Genomic DNA, 19,299 nt, shown 5'->3' with positions numbered 1-19,299 from the left:
TCCTCCCGCGGCCAAGATGCACGCGGGAGTGAGTTCGGTCAATCGCCACGGGGAACGAAGTCAGTCTTTCTCCCAGGGTGCCTTGGGAGCCTTCTTCTTCTTGAAGGTGCGCAGGCCTTCTTCGAGTTCAGAGTGGCGCTCCTTTCGCTCCGCGCCCTCTTCGTCTTCCTCGAAGATACGCATGAACTCCTCCGACTTCTCCTCCTGCCGCTTCTGAAACGCCTCCACTTCGTCGGCGAGCCCGGGGCCGGTGTCCTCCTCCGGGAGTTCCTCCAGCGCGAGATGGTCCGCCAGGTGTACATGCGTCTCGAACGGGGTCTCGACCATGCGAAGGATGCCCCGGGCCTCCAGGGCGCGCAGGCGGTGACCGGTGATCTCCACCTTCGATTCGAGCGCTTCGGCCACCTCCTCCAGCGTGGGCGGGCGCTTCCTCAACCAGACGAGCAGGCGGACGGCGGCAACCTGTGCGTGGCCGACCTCCCGGGTGATCGTGATCTCCATCGTGAACCCTCCCGGCGGACGAGGATAGGTCGTGGGTCCGGCCGCCGCAATACAACCTTCGGCATGGCGCCGACACGGGCGGCAGGGTAGACTATCTCGTCATCCATCGGATACACGGTCTTTTCGCCCGGAGGGCGGCCCCATGGACAATATCACCGTCGTCGGCACCGGCTATGTGGGGCTTGTGACCGGCGCCTGTCTCGCGGACTTTGGAAACCGAGTGATCTGTGTGGACAACGACCGCGCCAAGCTCAAGACGCTGAGAAACGGGGATGTTCCCTTTTACGAACCCGGCCTCGCCGAACTGGTTGCCATGAATCGGGAACGCGGGCACCTCTCCTTCACCGGAGGCCTTGCGGAGTCCGTTCCCGGCGCGAAGGTGGTGTTCATTGCCGTGGGAACACCGCCCGGCGAGGACGGACGCGCAGACCTTCGTTATGTGCGGGAAGTAGCCGCGGGAATCGCGGAGCACATGGACGGCTACACCGTGGTGGTCACGAAATCCACCGTACCCACCGGCACCGGAAAGATCGTGGAGTCGATCATTCGGGAGAAGCGGCCCGATGCGGAGTTCGATGTTGTATCCAACCCGGAGTTTCTTCGCGAAGGGTCAGCCATTCACGATTTCATGCGACCGGATCGTGTTGTCATCGGCGCGACATCGGAACAGGCGATGGATGTGATGGAAGGCATTTACCGGCCGCTCTATCGCCTCGGCACGCCCATCGTCCGGACGACCGTCGCCAACGCGGAGATGATCAAGTACGCCTCCAACGCATTCCTTGCGACGAAGATTTCCTACATCAACGAAATCGCGAACCTCTGCGACGCGGTCGGCGCGGATGTCACCGTGGTCGCGAAGGCGATGGGCCTCGACGGGCGCATTTCCTCCAAGTTCCTGCATGCGGGTCCGGGGTACGGCGGTTCGTGCTTCCCGAAGGACACGATCGCGCTGGCGCAGATTGCCGAGTCCTCCGGGTACGAGTTCCGGCTTCTGAGGGCGGGGCTGGAAGTGAATCGCCTGCAGATGCACCGCATGGTGGACAAGGTCGTGTCCATCTGCGCCGGAGATCTCACCGGGAAGACGGTGGGGATTCTCGGGGTTGCCTTCAAGCCGAACACGGACGACACGCGCGAAGCCCCTTCGCGGACCATCATTCCGGAACTCTTCGCACGCGGCGCAACGGTCCGCGCGCACGACCCGGTCGTGAAGGACCTCGACGGCATCGACGGCATCACCTGGTGCAGCGGGGCCTACGAAGTGGCGGATGGCTGTGACTGTCTCGTTCTCCTGACCGAATGGAACGAGTATCGCATTCTCGACTTCCCGAAACTCAAAGAGGTCATGCGCTCCCCGAACTTCGTGGACTGCCGCAACATCTACGACCCCCGGGAAATGCGCCAGGCGGGAATGAACCACGCAGGTGTCGGTCGAAGCTACGAGGCGTCGTCTTCGTGGGAGTTCCAGGATGTGCTCCGACTGGGCGGCGGTTCGGATGCGGAACCGGTCGCGGGGGGGGCATCCTGATGCGGATTCTCGTGACGGGCGGCGCAGGCTTCATCGGATCGAACTTCGTGCACCATGTCATGGAGTCCCGCCCGGATGCGGAAGTGGTGGTTCTGGATGTGCTGACCTATGCGGGGAATCTCGACAACCTGAAGGATGTTGAGGAAGACCCGCGCTTCTCGTTTGTCCGCGGGAACATCTGCGATGCAGAGGCGGTCCGGAAAGCCATGAAGGGCTGTGACTTCGTGCTCAACTTTGCCGCGGAGACCCATGTGGACCGCTCCATCGGGGACCCGGGGAACTTCGTGCAGACGGATGTCTACGGAGCATATGTTCTTCTGGAGGCGGCGAAGGAACACGGCGTGCGGCGCTTCATCCAGGTTTCCACCGACGAAGTCTACGGGGAGCGCATGGACTCCGCCGCCACGGAAGACTCCGCGCTCATGCCGAGGAATCCCTACGCCGCGTCGAAGGCGGGCGGTGACCGGTTGGCGTTCTCGTACTGGGCCACCTATGGACTTCCGGTCGTGATTACCCGGTGCAGCAACAACTACGGACCCAACCAGTACCCGGAGAAGTTGATACCGCTCTTCGTGACAAACGCCATCGATGACGAACCTCTTCCCGTTTATGGTTCAGGGAAGAACATCCGTGATTGGATTCATGTTCAAGACCATGCCGCAGCTCTGGACCTTCTGATGGATGCGGAAGGCGCGGATGGCCAAGTCTTCAACATTGCCGCCGAGAACGGACTCACCGTGCTGGAGATCACTTCGCTCATTCTGAAGACGCTGGGGAAACCGGAGACACTCATTCGCCATGTGGATGACCGGCAGGGGCATGATCGTCGCTACTGGCTCAGCACCCGGAAACTCCGTGAGGCTTATTCATGGGAACCTGGCCACTCCTTTGAAACGGGAATGGTGGAGACGATCCGCTGGTTTCAGGAGAACGAGTGGTGGTGGCGCAAGATCAAGTCCGGCGAGTTCCGGGAGTACTACCGGAAGCACTACGCCGCGTTGAACGACTGATGGAGCTTCGCGGAAAAGACCGGCGGTATCTTCGCGGGCTCGGGGTGTCGCTCAAGCCGGCGGTACTGGTCGGGAAGGCGAGCGCCACGCCGGGGGTTCTTGCGCAGATCCAGGACGCGCTGGAAGCGCACGAACTCGTGAAGATCCGGCTTCTGGAATCCGTGGAGGGGAACCGGAAGATCGTGTCCGCCGAACTTGCAGCAGCCGCCGAAGCGGAACTTGTGCAGGTGCTCGGCCGGACCGCGCTCCTCTACCGGCCGCGTGCGGAGAAGCCCGTCATCGAACTGCCGCAATAGGGTGCAGCAGAGCCGCAAGGCGCACCCTTCTTGCCGCGCACAACACGCTGCCGCCACTTCGCCGGGTGGCGGCCGGGATCGCCCCTAGTCGTTGTCGTCGGGGCACGCCGGGACGATTCCCTCTTCCAGCCACCCGTAGCGTCCGTTCATCACGCCCTTCGAGATTCTCCGGCCCGCGCTCCCGATCCGATCCGACGCCGCCGCGCGGAAGGACTCCTGCACTCGGGCTGTTGCGCACCGGCAGAAGTGATCCGCCAGCTCCACATTGGAGCCGTCGTCGGGGTCGCCCGGCTGCCTGGAGGCCGCGCGGGACACAGTGGCGCTCATCGCAAAGAGTTCCGTGCCGATGTCCACGAACAGCCCCAGCAGAACCTGCCGCCGCTCCAGGCCGCCGGCGTGCGTGGCCATGGCGTGGAACAGGGCGCGTGCCAGTCGCTTCGCGGAACGGCGCACAAACCGGATGTGACCGCAGAGTTCGTGGGGGATGTGGCGCGGCACTCCGCCGAGCGAAGGCAGCCAGCGGGAGAGGTACCACCCCGGATACCAGGCGGCGGCTCCCGCGAGCGAACGGAGCTTCTCGGACATCGGGCTGCGCGGGTCGATGAGTGCGCCCGCTTTCGACAGGTGCGGATCGAGTGCCTCGCGTGCGATGAAGAGCCGCATGATCTCTGATGTGCCTTCCACGATGGTGTTGATCCGCATATCGCGGTAGATCCTCTCCACCGGGAAGGACATCTCGCCACGCTCGCGGAGCGACTTCTCGGTTTCGTAACCGCGGCCCGCGCGGATCTTCATGGTCTTCTCCGCGATGGCGACGCCGATTTCGGAGCAGAAGAGCTTCGCGCACGCCGCTTCCACCCGGATGTCCGCGCCCCCGCGCACCGCCAGCCCGGATGCGAACCCGGAGACCGCATCGATGGCGTATGTATGCGATGCGATCCACGCCAGTTGCGACCCCACCGCCTCATGCTTGCCGATGGGGAGGCCCCACTGGATGCGGGTGCCCGACCACTTGCGGGTGATGCGCAGACACTGTCGCGAGGCGCCCGCCCCGGCGGCGGGCAGCGTGAGGCGTCCGGTGTTCAGCGTCGCGAGTGCGATCTTCAGCCCGCGTCCCTCTCCGCCCAGGAGATTTCCGACCGGAATCCGCAGGTTGTTGAACCGGATGATTCCGTTCTCAATGGCCCGGATCCCGAGGAACTCACAGCGATGCGTCACTTCGAATCCGGGAGCCTTTCCCTCGACAATGAACGCCGAGATCTGTTTTCTCTCCCGCCCCTTCACCATCTTCGAAGGAGTCTTTGCCATCACGATCAACAGTTCCGCGATGAGACCATTCGTGCACCAGAGTTTCTCGCCGTTCAGGATCCACTCGGTGCCGTCCTCGCTCAGGACCGCGGTTGTGTTCATGTTCGCCGGGTCGCTCCCGACCCCTGCTTCCGTCAGCGCGAAACCGGAGATCGCCCCCTTTGCCAGCCGGGGGAGGAAGTGGTTCTTCTGTTCTTCAGTCCCGAAGTGGAGGATCGGCTGCGGCACTCCGATGGACTGATGCGCGGACAGCCAGACTGCGGTGGAGGCGCAGTGGCTGGCAACCAGAGCAACCGCGCGGTTGTAGTTGATCTGCGACATTCCGAGACCGCCGTACTCCTTGGGGATCTTCATGGAAAACGCGCCAAGGTCCACGAGCCCCTGGATGACTTCGTCGGGAACCTTCAGATTCCGGTCGATCTCATCCGCGTCCACCTGGTCTTTCAGGAACTCTCCGAGCTTCTCCAGAAACCGGTCGCCGATCTCCCGGTCTTCCGCATCCTGATGAGGGAAGTCGAGGACGAGATCCGGCCGGAAGTTCCCCATGAAGAGTTCCGCCCCGAAGCTGGGGTGACTCCACTCGGATTGCCGGGATGACTCCGCGAGTTCCCGGGCGTGTTCTTCGGCGGCTGTCTTGGGCGACATACGGCACTTCTCCTTGTAGGCCAGTCCGTGAACCCGTTTCCGGGGCGCAAGTCCCCAGGGTGAGTAATCGGCCGGAAGGGACCACCTCCTGAACCTGCATACCGCAGCTTGCCCGGGGAAGCCCGTGTTTTCTCGCGTCCCCGCTTCACGAATCGCGACACATTCTTTCCTGTGGAAATGCGGGGTAGCGTCCGCCCGGGCGCCGGGCTACCATGCCGGATTATCTGGCTGCCGCATCCACCGGGGATGTGCGGTTCTCATGGGAGGGATGGATGCGCATTCTCGTGACCGGCGCGGCCGGGTTTTTGGGGTCGCACCTGTGCGATCGACTCCTTGCCGAAGACCACGAAGTGGTCGGTATGGATAACCTCATCACCGGCAACATCCGCAACATCGAGCATCTGGCCGGGAATGACCGGTTCCAGTTCATTCACCACGATGTCACGGAGTACATCTTTCTCTCGGGGCACCTGGATGCGCTTCTGCACTTTGCGTCTCCCGCGTCGCCCATCGACTATCTGGAGCTTCCCATCCAGACGCTCAAGGTGGGAGCGCTCGGGACACACAAGGTGCTGGGGCTTGCCCGGGAGAAGGGCGCCCGCGTTCTGATCGCGTCCTCCTCCGAGGTGTACGGGGATCCGCTTGTGCACCCGCAGCAGGAAGACTACTGGGGGAACGTGAACCCCATTGGGCCGCGGGGCGTTTACGACGAAGCCAAGAGGTTCGGTGAGGCCATGACCATGGCCTACCATCGGTCTCACGGGCTGGACACGAAGATCGTTCGGATCTTCAACACCTATGGTCCGCGGATGCGTGCGAAGGACGGCCGGGTCGTCCCGACATTCATCACCCAGGCGCTGGCCGGAGAGTCACTCACGATCTTCGGGGACGGGGAGCAGACGAGATCGTTCTGCTTTGTGACCGACCTGATCGAGGGCATCTATCGCCTGCTTCTCTCGGACCTCAACGACCCCGTGAATCTGGGGAATCCCCATGAACTGACCATTCGCGGCTTTGCGGAGGCCGTGAAGGAGGCGACGGGGTCCCGGGTTTCGGTCACCAACAGACCCCTTCCCGAGGACGACCCCAAAATCCGGCAGCCGGACATTTCCACCGCGAAGGCGAAACTCGGATGGGAGCCGCAGGTTGAGCTGTCGGACGGGCTTGCGGAGACCGTCCAGTGGTTCCGGAACGAGGGGTACTGACAGGGCCCGCCTCCGTGGGGTTGTCGGGCTTGGACGGTTGGGGGAGAGTGGTCCTGCTTGCGTCAGACAGGGCTGAGTGGTAGTTGTTTCTATTCTGAACTTTTTTATGAAGGGTGGGGACCGAATGCGCGTACTCGTCACCGGGGGAGCCGGCTTCATCGGCTCGCACCTGGTCGATCTTCTGGTGGCCCGTGGGGATCAGGTGGTCGTTCTGGACGATCTCTCCACCGGCCGCCTGGAGAACCTGTCTCAGCATGAAGAGACCGGCGCCGTCCGTACAGTCGTGGACACGGTGCTGAGCGCAGATGTTCTCGATGAACTGATTCGCGACTCCGACCTGGTCGTCCATCTGGCGGCGGCGGTAGGCGTGAAGTATGTCATCGAGCATCCGTTGCAGTCCATGCGGGTCAACATCCGGGGCACCGAGAATGTCCTGGAATCGGCGGACCGCCACGAGACCCGGGTGATCCTCTTCTCGACCTCGGAGATCTACGGAAAGGCCGCCGTCGTTCCCTTCAAGGAGGACTCCGACCGGGTCCTCGGGTCGACCACGGTTCAGCGCTGGAGTTACTCTACAGCCAAGGCGGTCGATGAGATTCTCGCACTGGCTTACCACCGCGAGCGAGACCTTCCCGTCCAGATCGTGCGTTGCTTCAACACCTGCGGTCCCCGGCAGCGCGGGCGTTATGGAATGGTTGTGCCGCGCTTTGTTCGTGCGGCCCTTGCCGGGGATCCCATCTCTGTTCACGGTGACGGACAGCAGTCCCGCTGTTTCGGTTCGGTCTTCGATGTTGTGGAGGGTGTGGTCTCTCTGATCGACTGCGACCGCGCATGGGGCCAGATTTTCAATCTGGGGAACGACGAAGAAGTGACCATCTTGCAGCTTGCCGAACGAGTGAAGAAACTCACGGACAGCGACTCACCCATCGAACTGATTCCCTACGACCAGGCGTTCTCCGCCGGATTCGAGGATATGCGTCGGCGCGTCCCCTCACTGGTGAAGATCGGCGAGTACATCGGGTACCGCCCGACGAGATCGCTGGACGACATACTGCTGGGAGTCATTGAATCGTTCCGGGGCGCAGAGTCCGTCGCGGTCCTCTGACACCCCCGGGAGGCACCGTCCGGTATTCGCTCGGTTTCTGACCCGCTCTCTTTGGGGGTGCGCGTGATTCCGGTTTTCGGCGCACTGGTCGGAGGGCTGGTCGGGGCTCTTCTCGCGACGCCCGTTGCTCGCCGCGTGGCGATCGCGACCGATTTTCTGGCATATCCCTCCGGCCGTGGTGTTCACGAGCGTGCGACCCCACTCCTGGGAGGCGTCGCGGTCGTCGCCGGGTTCCTTGCGGGAGGACTCGCCGGATGGGCGCTCCTGGGCGATCCGCCGGGGAGCCGCTTTCTGGGATTCGTCGTGGGGGCGCTTCTCGTATCCACGATGGGTGTGGTGGATGATCGGGTGAATCTGTCCTGGTTTCCGAAGCTTCTGGGACAGGTGGTCGCCGCAGTGATCTTCCTTGCCAGCGGAGGCCCGGGCGACGCCTTCTTTGCCACGCCGATCTGGATTGTGCTGTCCCTCATCTGGATTGTCGGCCTCACGAACGCGATGAACTTCCTCGACAACATGGATGGTGTCTCCCCCGGGATCACCGCGGTCGCGGCACTTGCGTTTGTCTTTCTCGGCATGTCGATGGGAAGGCCGTGGATTGCGATCGGTGCGGCGGCCCTCTGTGGGGCGTCTATCGGGTTTGTGCGCTACAACTTCAGTCCCGCGTCGATTTTCCTCGGGGACGGGGGGAGCCTCTTTCTCGGGTATGCGCTGGGGTGTTCCGGATGGATTATTGCCTGGGGCGCGGAAACTCCGGCGGCCTTGCTTGTACCCGTTCTGGTTTTGTCGTATCCCGTGTTCGACATTACGCTGGTCAGCGTGACCCGATACGCGCGGGGGCAAAGCCTGACGCAGGGCGGCCGGGATCACTCCAGCCACCGTCTGTGCCGCATTCTCGCCGGGCCGCGCGCCACTGCGCTGACCATATACGGCGTGTGTCTCCTGTCCTGTGCCGTGGCTGTGCTTCTCGACGCGTTGGCCTTCGATCCGGCCACGGTGACGCTCTCCGCGGCGGTCCTGTTCTCCTACATCGGGTTCGGCTTGTTCTTGTGTCGTCGGGCTCCCGTTCCGGAGAGCGCCTCCGGGGAAGCCCCTCCGGCCACGCCTTGACCGCTTGCGAAACGCTCTGATAGCCTGCGAATCAGAGGTCCATCCGCCTGATCGGGCGCCGCCTGTGACCATCAATCGGAGACTGGATTGAGCGAGAAACGAGTGATTCGTGTCGGATGCCGGGGGACGGAGTTCTGCCGTGCCCAGACCGCGATTGTCCTGGGTCGTCTTGCGGAAGAAGCCGGCGTGCAGTTTGAGTTCAGCGACTTCCCCGGTGCGAACGGGGAGGACCACCCCATTCAGGACGCCCTCGCGGCCGGGATGATCGACATGCACATTCGAGGCGCGCGGGAACTTCCCATCCGCCCGGTGGATGGTGTGGAGCTTGCGGCGTGTACGACTCGGGTGGACCCGTTCGATGTTCTTGTCTCCCGGGACGGGGACCTTCTGGAGGATCTGCAGGATGCCACAGTGGTGGGCGTGGAGTCCGCCCGCGTGGCGGTGCAGTTGGGCAGGTTTCTCGGGAATCTGGAGATCCGGCAGGTGGAGGGAACGGTGGATCGACTGATGCAGCAACTGGAGGCCGGAGAGGTCTCGGCCTTCGTCGTGGCCGCCGAGGATGTCGAGACGCTGCGCTGGGAAGGGATGGTTGCGGAAGTATTCACACCCGAGATCATTCTCCCCGCGGCGGGGCAGGGGAGCTTTGCCGTTCTTGTGCGCGAAGGAGACGCGAAGACCCGGGAGGTGGCCGCCCTTCTGGATGACGAGACCACACGGAACATCGTTCTGGCGGAACGGGCCTTCCTGCGTGAACTGGATGTGCGTATGTCGGACCCGGTGGCGGTTCATGGCGAACAGGGAGAGGACGGCCTTGTGTTGAGAGGGCTTCTGGCCGACACCGTGTCCGGGGCGGTCATGCGCGACGAACTCGAAGGGGAGCTTACCGAAGCAGAGGGACTGGGCATCCGGCTTGCGAAACTCTTCGTCGGGGAAGGCGCCCGGGACTACCTCGCCAGTTACCGGTGATTCTCCGGAGCGGGAGTCCATGACACGACCACGGTTTCTTCCGGCTTCAGCGGTGCTGACGAGGAATCTTCCTTTCCTCGGAATGTTGGCCCTTGCGCTTGGGTCGCTCTTCTTTACCAGCCGCATTGCGGGCCGTCTTGAACAGCAGACGATTCTCTTCACGGATGTGTTCGCCCGATTTGCCGCATCCGCGACGCTCACGGCCTCCGAAGATCGGGATGTGCGCGGTATCTTCGTCGAACTGATGGAGCAGGTGGACTTCCCCATTGTTGTCACGGATCGTCGAGGCGTGCCGTGGGCGTGGAAAGGCACGGAGGTGCCTTCGGATGCCGTGCCCTTTGGAGTGTTCGCAACGACAGACCCGTCCAATCCGCCCAGCGGGCCGGTATCCACCCTCCTCGGCCTGGCGTGGAAAATGGACACGGAGCATACCCCCATCCCGATGGTGCATTCCGAGACCGGCCAGGTTTCCGGGCACATCCATTACGGGAACTCCCCGCTGGTAGCGCAGCTTCGTCTGATGCCGATCATCCAGATCGGGATTGGGGCGTTTCTCTTGATCTTCGCCTACCTCGGGTTGCGGTCCATTCGCTGGAGCGAGAAGCGCAGCATCTGGGTCGGCATGGCCAGAGAGACGGCCCACCAACTCGGGACGCCCATCTCGTCGCTCATGGGCTGGGTGGATCTTCTGGAGGCGGAGAAGGAGCGCCCCGTTGACGATTCCACGCTGATGGAGATGCGCCGCGACATTTCCCGCCTGACGAAGATTGCGGAACGCTTCGAGCGAATCGGGTCGTCTCCGAAGCTGGAGCCCCACGAGGTCGACCCCATCGTGTCGCAGGTGGTGGACTATCTCGGGCGTCGTGTGCCCACCCGAAGCCGCCGCATGGAGATTGTGAAGGATCTTGGAGAGGTCGGGAATGTCGCGACCGATCCGGAACTGCTCTCCTGGACCGTGGAGAACCTCGTGAAGAACTCGCTCGACTCACTGGCGCGGGGCGAGGGAGATGGTCGCGTGACGGTTCGGACCGAAAGGACCGCCGCGGGCGTTCGGATTCTGGTGGAGGACAATGGTCCGGGCGTTCCCGAGTCGATCCAGCGACGCGTGTTCGATGCGGGGTTTACCACAAGGCGAAAGGGGTGGGGACTCGGCCTGGCCCTGGCGCGACGGATTGTCGAGGAATACCATGGCGGGAAACTCCGCCTGTTGCACAGCAAGGGGGGCGTCAGTACCGTGTTCTCGGTGGAACTGCCCGCGGGCGGGCATTCCGCCTGACCCCCTCCCACGGACTGAATGAGGTTACTCTGGAACCGCGCAAGACCATTCTCTGGGCCGACGACGAAATCGACCTGCTGCGTCCTCATGTGAAGATGCTGGAGGATCGGGGGTTTGCCGTCGAGGGGGTCTCCAACGGCGAGGATGCGGTCTATCTGGTCGCGAAGGAGGGTCGCCGTTTCGATCTCGTGATACTGGACGAGATGATGCCCGGCATCGACGGCCTGGAGACGCTTCAGGGAATCAAGGCCGTGGACCCGAGCGTTCCCGTCATCATGGTGACCAAGTCGGAGGACGAAGACCTTGCGGATGCGGCCATCCGGCGCGAGATCGACAACTACCTCGTCAAGCCCGTCAATCCGCTTCAGGTGTTCACCGCCTGCCGCCGCCTTCTGGATGGCGCGCGCATTCGCGAATCCGGCGTGATGCGGGACTATGTGGAGGAGTTCACCCTGCTCCGGAATCTCCGAGAAGGCGAAAAGTCTCCGGATGTCTGGCTGGAAACGCACAGGAAGCTCGCGGACTGGGATCTTCGGCTGGACTCATTCCGGGACGCCGGACTTCTGCAGACGCATGAAGACGCCAAGCATGAAGCCAATGTTGAGTTCTCGCGGTTTGTGGCGTCCCACTATGCCGGGTGGATCTCTGCGGATCCGTCGGACCGGCCGACGCTCTCGGTGGATATCGTTCGGAAGTTCGTGGCGCCGCTCCTCCGGAAGAAGCGCAAGGTGTACTTCATCGTTCTCGACTGTCTTCGGCTGGATCAGTGGGTTGCCATGGAGCAGCTTCTGGAACCGTTCTTCGACATCCGGCGGCATCACTACTTCTCCATTCTGCCGACCGCCACTCCGTTTTCGCGGAACGCCATCTTCTCCGGGCTGCATCCGCTTCAGATTGCCAGGAAGCACCCGGAACTCTGGGCCATGCCCGGTGATGACGAGACGAGCCTGAACAGACATGAACACGCGTTGCTCGACGCACAACTGAAGAGGCTGGGCGCGGCCCCGGGCGTGCCGTCGAAGTATGTGAAGGTGGTGACGCGCGCGGACGCCAACAACCTTCGAAAAGGTCTCTCCGGGTTGTATTCGCTGCCGCTCGTGTCCATGGTGTTCAACTTCATCGACATTCTCTCGCATGGCAGGTCGGACTCCGACCTGCTCCGGGAGGTGGCACCGGACGAAGCCGCGTTCCGATCGCTTGCAATGGCCTGGTTCAAGCACTCGGCGCTCTTTGAGATTCTGAAGGCCGTGTCCCGGCAGGATGCCACCGTGGTCGTGACCACGGATCATGGCTCCATTATCGGAAGGCACGCTTCGATGGTGCAGGGAAACCGGGACACCACGACGAATCTGCGGTTCAAGATCGGGAGCAACCTCGGGTGCGATACCAAGCACGCGCTCCACATCAAGGACCCGGAAGCCTACCAACTGCCGTCGATGGGTCTCGGGACGCACTACATCATCGCGCGGGAGAACTACTACTTCGTCTACCCGACGAAGTTCCACGAGTACGAGCGCCAGTTCCGCGGGAGCTTCCAGCATGGCGGGATCTCACTGGAAGAGATGGTTCTCCCCGTCGCAGTGATGAACCCGCGATGACCCAGTCCGCTCCGCGCGCGCTGGCCATCCGAACCGGGTCGGCGGAGGAGACGCATGCCGTCGGCGCGGCGTTGGGCCGGACGCTTCCGAATGGGGCGGTACTCTCGCTGGAGGGGGCGCTCGGTTCAGGAAAGACGGTGCTTGCCCGGGGGATCTGCGCGGGGGCCGGTGTGGAGACGGAAGTCACGAGCCCCACCTACACGCTCCAGAACATCCATGAAGCGGCGGATGGCCGCCGGGTCGTGCACATGGACTGCTTTCGCCTTGACGGGCCCGGGGAACTGGACGCGCTGGGGTTCTCGGAACTGCTCGACGGAGAGACGCTGGTGTTGCTGGAGTGGGGGGACCGCGTGCTTCCCGCGCTGCCGCCCGATACGGTGCGGATACGCTTGGAGTCGGACGGGGAATCGCGACGGATCCGGATCCTGCTTCCGGCGGGAGTGCACATCCGGGCGCTGGAGGGAGGCGAGCTATGAACATTGCCGCGCTGGAGACGACCACGCCTGCCGGAAGCGTCGCGCTGAAAGCCGGAGGCAAGGTCCGCGATCGGGAGGTGGACCTCCGGGGCGAGGGTGCGGTGGCGGGGCTCTTTGCGCTTCTCGCGGAATCCGGCGTGTCGCCTGCCGACCTGGACGCTGTGGCGGTGTCGACCGGCCCGGGATCGTTCACCGGCATCCGTATCGGGATTGCCGCGGCTCAGGGGCTGGCGCTGGCGCGCGGCATTCCGGTCGTCCCGGTGGGAACGCTGGAGGGGATCGCGGAGTCCGCGTCCGAGGGGGCTTTGCCGGGAACGCTGATTCTCCCCTCGGTGGATGCGCGACGGGGCGAAGTCTATGCGGCGCTCTATCGCGCGGCGGATGCGGGAGACGCGCCTGTTCTTGCGTGGGGGCCGGAGGCCGTCTCGCCCGTGGCACTTCTTGCGCTCTTGGGGGCCACCTCGTCGGCCGCGACGCCCGGCGGGATCCTCTGCGGGGACGGCACGCCGCTTCTCCGGCCTCTCTTCGGTGCGGAATCCGGCTGGGTCGCCCCTCCGGAACTGGCGAGAACGCGTGCCGCCGCGGTCCTTCGGGCAGCCATACGGAAGGCGAAATCCGGAGAAATGGCGGATTCTGCGTCCGTAGAGCCAGTTTACCTGCGAAAGACGGACGCTGAGATCCGCAGGGAACAGCGGAAAGAAACCGAATCCGGGTCGACAGAGGTACCATGAGGACCGAGGGGGCGGTATGGTCCCCGGAACCTGCCGGAAGGAGGCGGATTCCATTGCTCAACCCCACGACCACTCCACCCTTCCCCGGAAGTCGCGAGTCCGTCGAGTTTCTCGCGGATCGCGGCTTTGGCGGCGCGCGCGTCGGGTTCATTCTGGGGAGCGGGTGGGGTCACTTCGTGGATACGGTGGAGACACTGGAGGAGTGCCCGTACGAGGAGATCCCCGGTTTCGGCCGAAGCACGGTGGCGGGTCACGCGGGGAGGCTCGTGCGCGGACGGTCGAACGGTCGGGATTTCCTTGCGATGCAGGGCCGGCTCCACCACTACGAAGGACACAGTCTCCGACGAATCGGGGAGACCGTGGGTGTCCTGCACGGGCTGGGCGTTCGGGATCTCGTGGTGACCTGCGCGGCAGGCGGCGTGAATCCGGGTTATCGCGTGGGTGATCTGGTGCGGATTCACGACTTTGTGAACTTCATGCTGGACAGCCCCCTTCGCGGATCGCCCGGCGCGTTCGGCAGCCCGGCGCGCGTCTCACCGCGTCTTCTGGAACGGGTGTCGAGCGCCGCCGAGAGCGTGGGGATACCGCTTCGCACGGGCGTGCTTTTCTCATCGAAGGGTCCGTCCTACGAGACTCCGGCCGAGGTTCGGATGGCGCGCACCTTTGGCGCGGATGTCGTGAGCATGTCGACCGCGCCGGAGCTGATTTCAGCGACCGCGCTCGGAATGGATGCGGTGGCCTTCGCCTGTGTGACGAATATGGCGCCGGGTGTCGTGCCCGGACGCGAGGTGAATCACGAGGAAGTCATCGAAGTCATGCAGTCCCGCAAGGAGCGATTCTCGCAACTCCTGGCCGCCTGCCTGGAGCAGTTCTCCGCCGACACCCCGGGGGGGCGCTGATGCCCTGGTTCCGAAGAGCGAAGAAGGGAATCAAGACCTCCGGCAAGAAGGACATGCCCGGCGGCGTCTGGCTGAAGTGCAATGCGTGCGGAGAGGTTCTCTATCGTCCGGAGATGGAAAAGGGCCTCTGGACCTGCGGGAAGTGTGACAATCACTTCCGGATCGGGAGCCGCCAGTATCTTTCGCTCCTGCTGGATGCCGGGAGTTTCGTTGAGGAAGACGCGGGGTTGGTTCCCACGGATCCGCTCCGCTTCCGGGACTCCAAAGCCTACCCGGACCGCGTTCAGGCCGCGAAGAAGAAGTCGGGGATGGAGGAAGCCATCCTCTCCGGACGAGGGCTGGTGAAGGGCATCCCCGTGTCGGTCGCGTTTCTGGACTTTTCGTTCATGGGGGGCAGCATGGGGTCGGTGGTCGGGGAGCGCATCTACCGAGCCGTGATCCGTGCCATTGAGGAGCGCCGGGCTGTGGTCACGCTCTCCAGTTCGGGTGGCGCCCGGATGCAGGAAGGCATTCTCTCGCTCATGCAGATGGCGAAGACCTCCTCTGCGCTGGCGCGTCTTGCGGAAGAGAAACTGCTGCACATTTCCATTCTCACGCACCCCACCACGGGCGGCGTGACGGCCAGCTTTGCGTCGCTGGGCGATGTGATTCTCGCGGAACCGAAAGCGCTCATCGGGTTCGCCGGGCCGCGTGTGATTCGCGAGACCATCAACCAGGAACTTCCCGAAGGATTCCAGCGGTCGGAGTTCCTGATGGAGCACGGGTTTGTGGATCGGGTCGTACACCGGCGGGATCTGCGGGACGAACTGGCCACGCTGCTGGCGTTCTTCGGCGACGCGAAGATGGAGCCCGAATCCCCGGTGGCTCCGGCGGTCACGGTGTCCGGCGCGTCGTGAGCGGTGGCGCTTTCGAGCGACTGACCGCGTTGCGCGGCCAGAGCGTGGAACTGGGCCTTGCGAATGTGACCCGCCTTCTGGACCGCTTGGACCACCCGGAGCGGGAGTTTCCCGCCGTTCACGTGGCGGGCACGAACGGCAAGGGCTCCGTGTGCGCCATGGTGGCGGCCGCGCTCTCGGCAACCGGTCGGCGCGTGGGCCTTCTGACTTCGCCTCACCTTGTCGACTTCGCCGAGCGCATTCGCGTGGACGGGCATCCCATCCGGGAGGAGGACGCCGCACTCGCGCTGGACGCGATGACTTCCACCGGCGGAGAGTTAGACGCGTCCTTCTTTGAGGTGACCACCGCCCTTGCGTTCGAGCATTTCCGACAATCCCGCGTGGATATCGCCGTGCTGGAGGTTGGGCTTGGCGGGCGACTGGATGCGACCAGTGTCTGCCATCCGGCGGTGACGGTGGTGACCGGGATCGACCTGGACCACACGAAGACGCTTGGCGGGAGCCTGGCGGAGATCGCCCGGGAGAAGGCGGGCATCCTTCGCCCCGGGGTGCCGCTCGTGCTGGGAGAGATGCAGCCCGCACCGCGCGAGGCGTGCGAGGAGATTGCCCGGCGCCGTGGAGTGCCTGTGCTGCGCGTGGACGAAGAGGTGGAGCTTCGCGTGCTCTCCAACAACTGGGATGGCCTTACGGCGCGGATTCGCCTGCCGGGCGATCCGGAGCGGGAGGTATTCACCCCGCTCCCCGGCGTCCATCAGTCGCGGAATCTGGCCACGGCGGCCCTCGCCGCGCGCCTGGTGGATTCCAGACCGGAGGCGCTGGACTTGCTCCTCGGCGGATTCGGGCGGACGCAATGGCCGGGGCGGTTGCGGAAAGTGGCGGGAAACCCCGTTCGGGTCTACGATGTGGCGCACAATGCGGCGGGGGTTGCGGCGCTCAGCCATTCGCTGGTGGAACTTGGGCTTCCTGAAGGTTCGGTGCTTGTGCTCGGCGTGCTGGGCGACAAGGATCTGTCAGAGATGGCCACGCGCCTCTCCGGCGTCTTTCGGCGAGCCGTGACCGCCACCCCTCCGCACCCGGTCCGCGCGAGGCCGGCGGAGGAAACCGCGTCGGCGCTTGCCGCCGCAGGAATGAATGTGGACTGGCGGGAGAGCGTGGCGGACGCCGTGGCGTTTGCGCGGGAGAGTCTTCCGGCGGGAGCATGGGTTGTCGTGGCGGGTTCGCTCTTCACGGTCGGAGCCGCCATGCGGGCGTTCGGGGATCCGGTGGATACCCCCGGGCCGGCAGAGGAACCGGCGCCTGCGGGCGCGTGGGAAGGATAGAGAATGGCCAAGGTCGAGTTTCGCAATGTCTGGAAGACCTACCCGGGTGATGTGGATGCGGTGAAGGAAGCCTCGTTCACGATTGAAGACGGCGAGTTCATGGTCATCGTCGGGCCTTCAGGGTGCGGCAAGTCCACGACGCTTCGCATGGTCGCGGGGCTTGAGGACATCACGCGCGGAGAAGTGTCCATCGACGGACGCATCGTGAACGATGTGGCACCGAAAGACCGGGACATCGCCATGGTTTTTCAGAACTACGCGCTGTACCCGCACATGACTGTGTACGACAACATGGCGTTCGGGTTGAAGATGCGAAAGTACGATCGCTCGGAGATCGACTCCCGCGTCCGTGAAGCCGCTGAGATTCTCGGCCTTACGGAACTCCTGAAGCGCCGCCCGAAGGCGCTCTCCGGCGGGCAGCGGCAGCGTGTTGCCGTCGGGCGGGCGATCGTTCGCAAGCCCAAGGTGTTCCTCTTCGACGAACCCCTGTCCAACCTCGACGCGAAACTTCGTGTTCAGATGCGAACGGAGATCTCCCGCCTTCACCAGCAACTCGGCGCGACCATGATGTATGTCACGCACGATCAGGTGGAGGCCATGACTATGGGGACGAGGATCACGCTGATGAAGGATGGCGTGATTCAGCAGATTGCGGACCCGCTCAGTCTCTACCGCCGCCCGACGAATCGGTTTGTGGCGGGCTTCATTGGGAGCCCGGCGATGAACTTCCTGGAAGGCCGGGTTTCGCGGTCAGACGGCGGGCCTCGGCTTTCGGGTGCCGGGTTTTCGGTGGATCTTTCCGGGGTTCCGGGGCTGGAGGATCTGCCGGAGAACCTGACGGTCGGCATTCGTCCCGAGGATCTGGAACTAGCCGAGCGTGCCGCGCACGCATCGGTGGAGGCGAATGTGGAAGTGGTAGAGCCGCTCGGCAGCGAAATCCTGGTTCACGCCCGTGCGGGTTCGATGGAACTCGTTGCTCGGGTTGCGCCGGATCGCGCAGTGAGTGCCGGGGAGCGGCGCGGTTTTGTTCTCCGCGGAGAGGCTCTGCATGTCTTCGATTCCGCTTCGGGCGAAGCACTTCACTCCCCCGCCGGCGCGGAGAACTGACCCGTGGGTCTTCGGAGGCCCCATCCGGCATCGTCCCGCCTTGCGCTGAGCGCCCTTCTGTTCGGCGCGCTTCTGGCACTGGCTGCCGTTCCTCCGGACTCCGAAGATCCCTGGACGATTACTTCGCGTGCATCGCATTCCGTGGTGTCAGCCGACGGGGCGCGTGTGCACTCGTTTGTCGACAGCGTGGTCATTCGCCACGGGAACCTCCACGCAACCTCGGACGAAGCGCGTTATCTGGAGGGCGGGCGGCGTGCGCTGCTCTCCGGCCATGTGCGTATGCGGGACGACTCGGTCTCCGTGCGGGCTCCTTATGTGTATTACGACCGGGACCGTCGGTTGGCGCGCTTCCCGGATCGATTGGTGGTGTTCGGGAGAGAGGGGACCGCCGTCGCGGAGGAGGGGTTCTGGTACCGCAACGAGAATCGGTTCGAACTGATCGGCGACGCCTCCGCCGAGGACACATCCGGCACGCTTCGCGGCGATGCCATCACCTGGGACCAGCGCACGGAAGTTCTGTATGCGGCGGGGAACGCGGAGTTCACGGATGACGAGAGCGGAGTTGTGGTCACAGGGGAGCACCTGGAATACGACCGCGCGTACGATCTGGCCCGGGCGACGGGGCAACCGTCCGCCCGCTTCGAAGACGATGATGGAGTGGTGGTGCGCGTCTCTGCGGACCGCATGACTTACGACCCGCGGGAAGAGGCCGCGGTGGCCACCGGGAATGTCATCATCCACCGGGAGACGATGGAAGCACACGCGGACACGGTCACCTTCTTCCGGAGCGGGGATCGCGTGAAGATGCGCGGCAATCCGTCGATTCTCGACGGGAGCGCGACGATTACCGGCGAACGCATTGATCTGGAGATGCTCGGCGAAGGAGAGCGGCGCGTGCTGGTGCGCGGGGGCGGGCGCGTGGCGCGGAGTTTCGCAGACGATCGCGAGCGGCCGGTGGCGGCGGAAGACGCGGCAGGTCCGGAATCGGCAGAGGCAGACGAGAGCATCAAGGCAGGCGGGCAGAGAAGGAAGGGCAAGGGGGGAGGCAAGGCGAAGCAGGGCAAGAAGGGCAAGGGAGCCAAGGGAAGCGGCAAGCGAGGCAACCGGGCACCGGCGGGCGCATCGGATGTGCCGCCGGAGAGTGTGACTGCGGATCTTCCGCCGGTTCCGGAAGAGGCGGCACCCGGCGAGAGCGCGATGGATCTCGTGAAACTGGCTTTGCGGGCTTCCGCCACGCCGCCGCCGGAAGATCCGCAACCGAAGGATTCGGTGCGGGAAGCGGAAGACCCGCCCGAGGATGACGAAACACGACCGGAAGACGAAGCC

General features: G+C 64.1%; 18 protein-coding genes. 16 read left to right on the top strand and 2 right to left on the bottom strand.

Going from position 1 to position 19,299, the window contains the following annotated elements; genetic code table 11:
* Positions 1-60: 60 nt before the first annotated feature.
* Positions 61-501, bottom strand: a complete 441-nt coding sequence (locus QF819_08430; protein MDP6803185.1) for a hypothetical protein — start codon at positions 499-501, stop codon at positions 61-63.
* Between the two features lie 142 nt (positions 502-643).
* Here QF819_08430 and QF819_08425 point away from each other — a divergent pair, with 142 nt between their 5' ends.
* The 3 genes from QF819_08425 to QF819_08415 are packed head-to-tail and all read left to right on the top strand — an operon-like array spanning position 644 to position 3,335.
* On the top strand, positions 644-2,029 hold the full coding sequence (locus tag QF819_08425) for a UDP-glucose/GDP-mannose dehydrogenase family protein (protein ID MDP6803184.1): 1,386 nt from the start codon (positions 644-646) through the stop codon (positions 2,027-2,029).
* Positions 2,029-3,039, top strand: a complete 1,011-nt coding sequence (rfbB, locus tag QF819_08420) for a dTDP-glucose 4,6-dehydratase (protein MDP6803183.1) — start codon at positions 2,029-2,031, stop codon at positions 3,037-3,039. The genes QF819_08425 and rfbB overlap by 1 nt, the downstream gene beginning before the upstream one ends.
* Positions 3,039-3,335, top strand: a complete 297-nt coding sequence (locus QF819_08415; GenBank protein MDP6803182.1) for a YhbY family RNA-binding protein — start codon at positions 3,039-3,041, stop codon at positions 3,333-3,335. The genes rfbB and QF819_08415 overlap by 1 nt, the downstream gene beginning before the upstream one ends.
* An 84-nt stretch (positions 3,336-3,419) precedes the next feature.
* Here the strand turns inward: QF819_08415 and QF819_08410 are convergent, their stop codons facing one another.
* Positions 3,420-5,288, bottom strand: a complete 1,869-nt coding sequence (locus QF819_08410) for an acyl-CoA dehydrogenase family protein (GenBank protein MDP6803181.1) — start codon at positions 5,286-5,288, stop codon at positions 3,420-3,422.
* A 272-nt stretch (positions 5,289-5,560) separates the two neighbouring features.
* On the opposite strand from QF819_08410, the gene QF819_08405 reads away from it, so the two are divergent.
* The 13 genes from QF819_08405 to QF819_08345 all read left to right on the top strand — a co-directional run.
* A complete protein-coding gene (locus tag QF819_08405; protein MDP6803180.1) occupies positions 5,561-6,493 on the top strand; it encodes an SDR family oxidoreductase in 933 nt (310 codons plus the stop codon).
* 124 nt (positions 6,494-6,617) lie between these two features.
* Positions 6,618-7,598, top strand: a complete 981-nt coding sequence (locus QF819_08400; GenBank protein MDP6803179.1) for a GDP-mannose 4,6-dehydratase — start codon at positions 6,618-6,620, stop codon at positions 7,596-7,598.
* 63 nt (positions 7,599-7,661) lie between these two features.
* Entirely contained in the window at positions 7,662-8,705 is a 1,044-nt protein-coding gene (locus QF819_08395; protein MDP6803178.1) for an MraY family glycosyltransferase, read from the top strand.
* A gap of 87 nt (positions 8,706-8,792) precedes the next feature.
* Positions 8,793-9,671 carry a hydroxymethylbilane synthase gene (locus QF819_08390; protein MDP6803177.1) on the top strand — a complete coding sequence of 293 codons (879 nt, stop codon included), beginning with the start codon at positions 8,793-8,795 and terminating at the stop codon, positions 9,669-9,671.
* A gap of 19 nt (positions 9,672-9,690) precedes the next feature.
* Positions 9,691-10,947: a HAMP domain-containing sensor histidine kinase gene (locus QF819_08385; protein MDP6803176.1), complete on the top strand. Its 1,257-nt coding sequence runs from the start codon at positions 9,691-9,693 to the stop codon at positions 10,945-10,947.
* A complete protein-coding gene (locus QF819_08380) occupies positions 10,854-12,545 on the top strand; it encodes a bifunctional response regulator/alkaline phosphatase family protein (protein ID MDP6803175.1) in 1,692 nt (563 codons plus the stop codon). Before QF819_08385 ends, QF819_08380 begins: the two co-directional genes overlap by 94 nt.
* Positions 12,542-13,021, top strand: coding sequence for a tRNA (adenosine(37)-N6)-threonylcarbamoyltransferase complex ATPase subunit type 1 TsaE (gene tsaE / locus QF819_08375; protein ID MDP6803174.1), 480 nt, complete (start codon positions 12,542-12,544; stop codon positions 13,019-13,021). The genes QF819_08380 and tsaE overlap by 4 nt, the downstream gene beginning before the upstream one ends.
* Positions 13,018-13,752, top strand: a complete 735-nt coding sequence (tsaB, locus tag QF819_08370; GenBank protein ID MDP6803173.1) for a tRNA (adenosine(37)-N6)-threonylcarbamoyltransferase complex dimerization subunit type 1 TsaB — start codon at positions 13,018-13,020, stop codon at positions 13,750-13,752. Before tsaE ends, tsaB begins: the two co-directional genes overlap by 4 nt.
* On the top strand, positions 13,749-14,651 hold the full coding sequence (locus QF819_08365; protein ID MDP6803172.1) for a purine-nucleoside phosphorylase: 903 nt from the start codon (positions 13,749-13,751) through the stop codon (positions 14,649-14,651). Before tsaB ends, QF819_08365 begins: the two co-directional genes overlap by 4 nt.
* Positions 14,651-15,547: an acetyl-CoA carboxylase, carboxyltransferase subunit beta gene (gene accD / locus QF819_08360; protein ID MDP6803171.1), complete on the top strand. Its 897-nt coding sequence runs from the start codon at positions 14,651-14,653 to the stop codon at positions 15,545-15,547. The genes QF819_08365 and accD overlap by 1 nt, the downstream gene beginning before the upstream one ends.
* Positions 15,544-16,866: a folylpolyglutamate synthase/dihydrofolate synthase family protein gene (locus tag QF819_08355; GenBank protein ID MDP6803170.1), complete on the top strand. Its 1,323-nt coding sequence runs from the start codon at positions 15,544-15,546 to the stop codon at positions 16,864-16,866. The genes accD and QF819_08355 overlap by 4 nt, the downstream gene beginning before the upstream one ends.
* 3 nt (positions 16,867-16,869) lie before the next feature.
* Positions 16,870-17,973 (top strand): sn-glycerol-3-phosphate ABC transporter ATP-binding protein UgpC, encoded by a 1,104-nt coding sequence (gene ugpC, locus QF819_08350; GenBank protein ID MDP6803169.1) that lies wholly within the window; start codon positions 16,870-16,872, stop codon positions 17,971-17,973.
* A 3-nt stretch (positions 17,974-17,976) separates the two neighbouring features.
* On the top strand, positions 17,977-19,299 hold a 1,323-nt coding region (locus QF819_08345; GenBank protein MDP6803168.1), incomplete at its 3' end, for an LptA/OstA family protein.

The organism is Gemmatimonadota bacterium (assembly GCA_030747075.1).
Lineage (GTDB): Bacteria > ARS69 > ARS69 > ARS69 > ARS69 > ARS69.
This window is presented reverse-complemented; position numbering and strand designations above follow the sequence as displayed.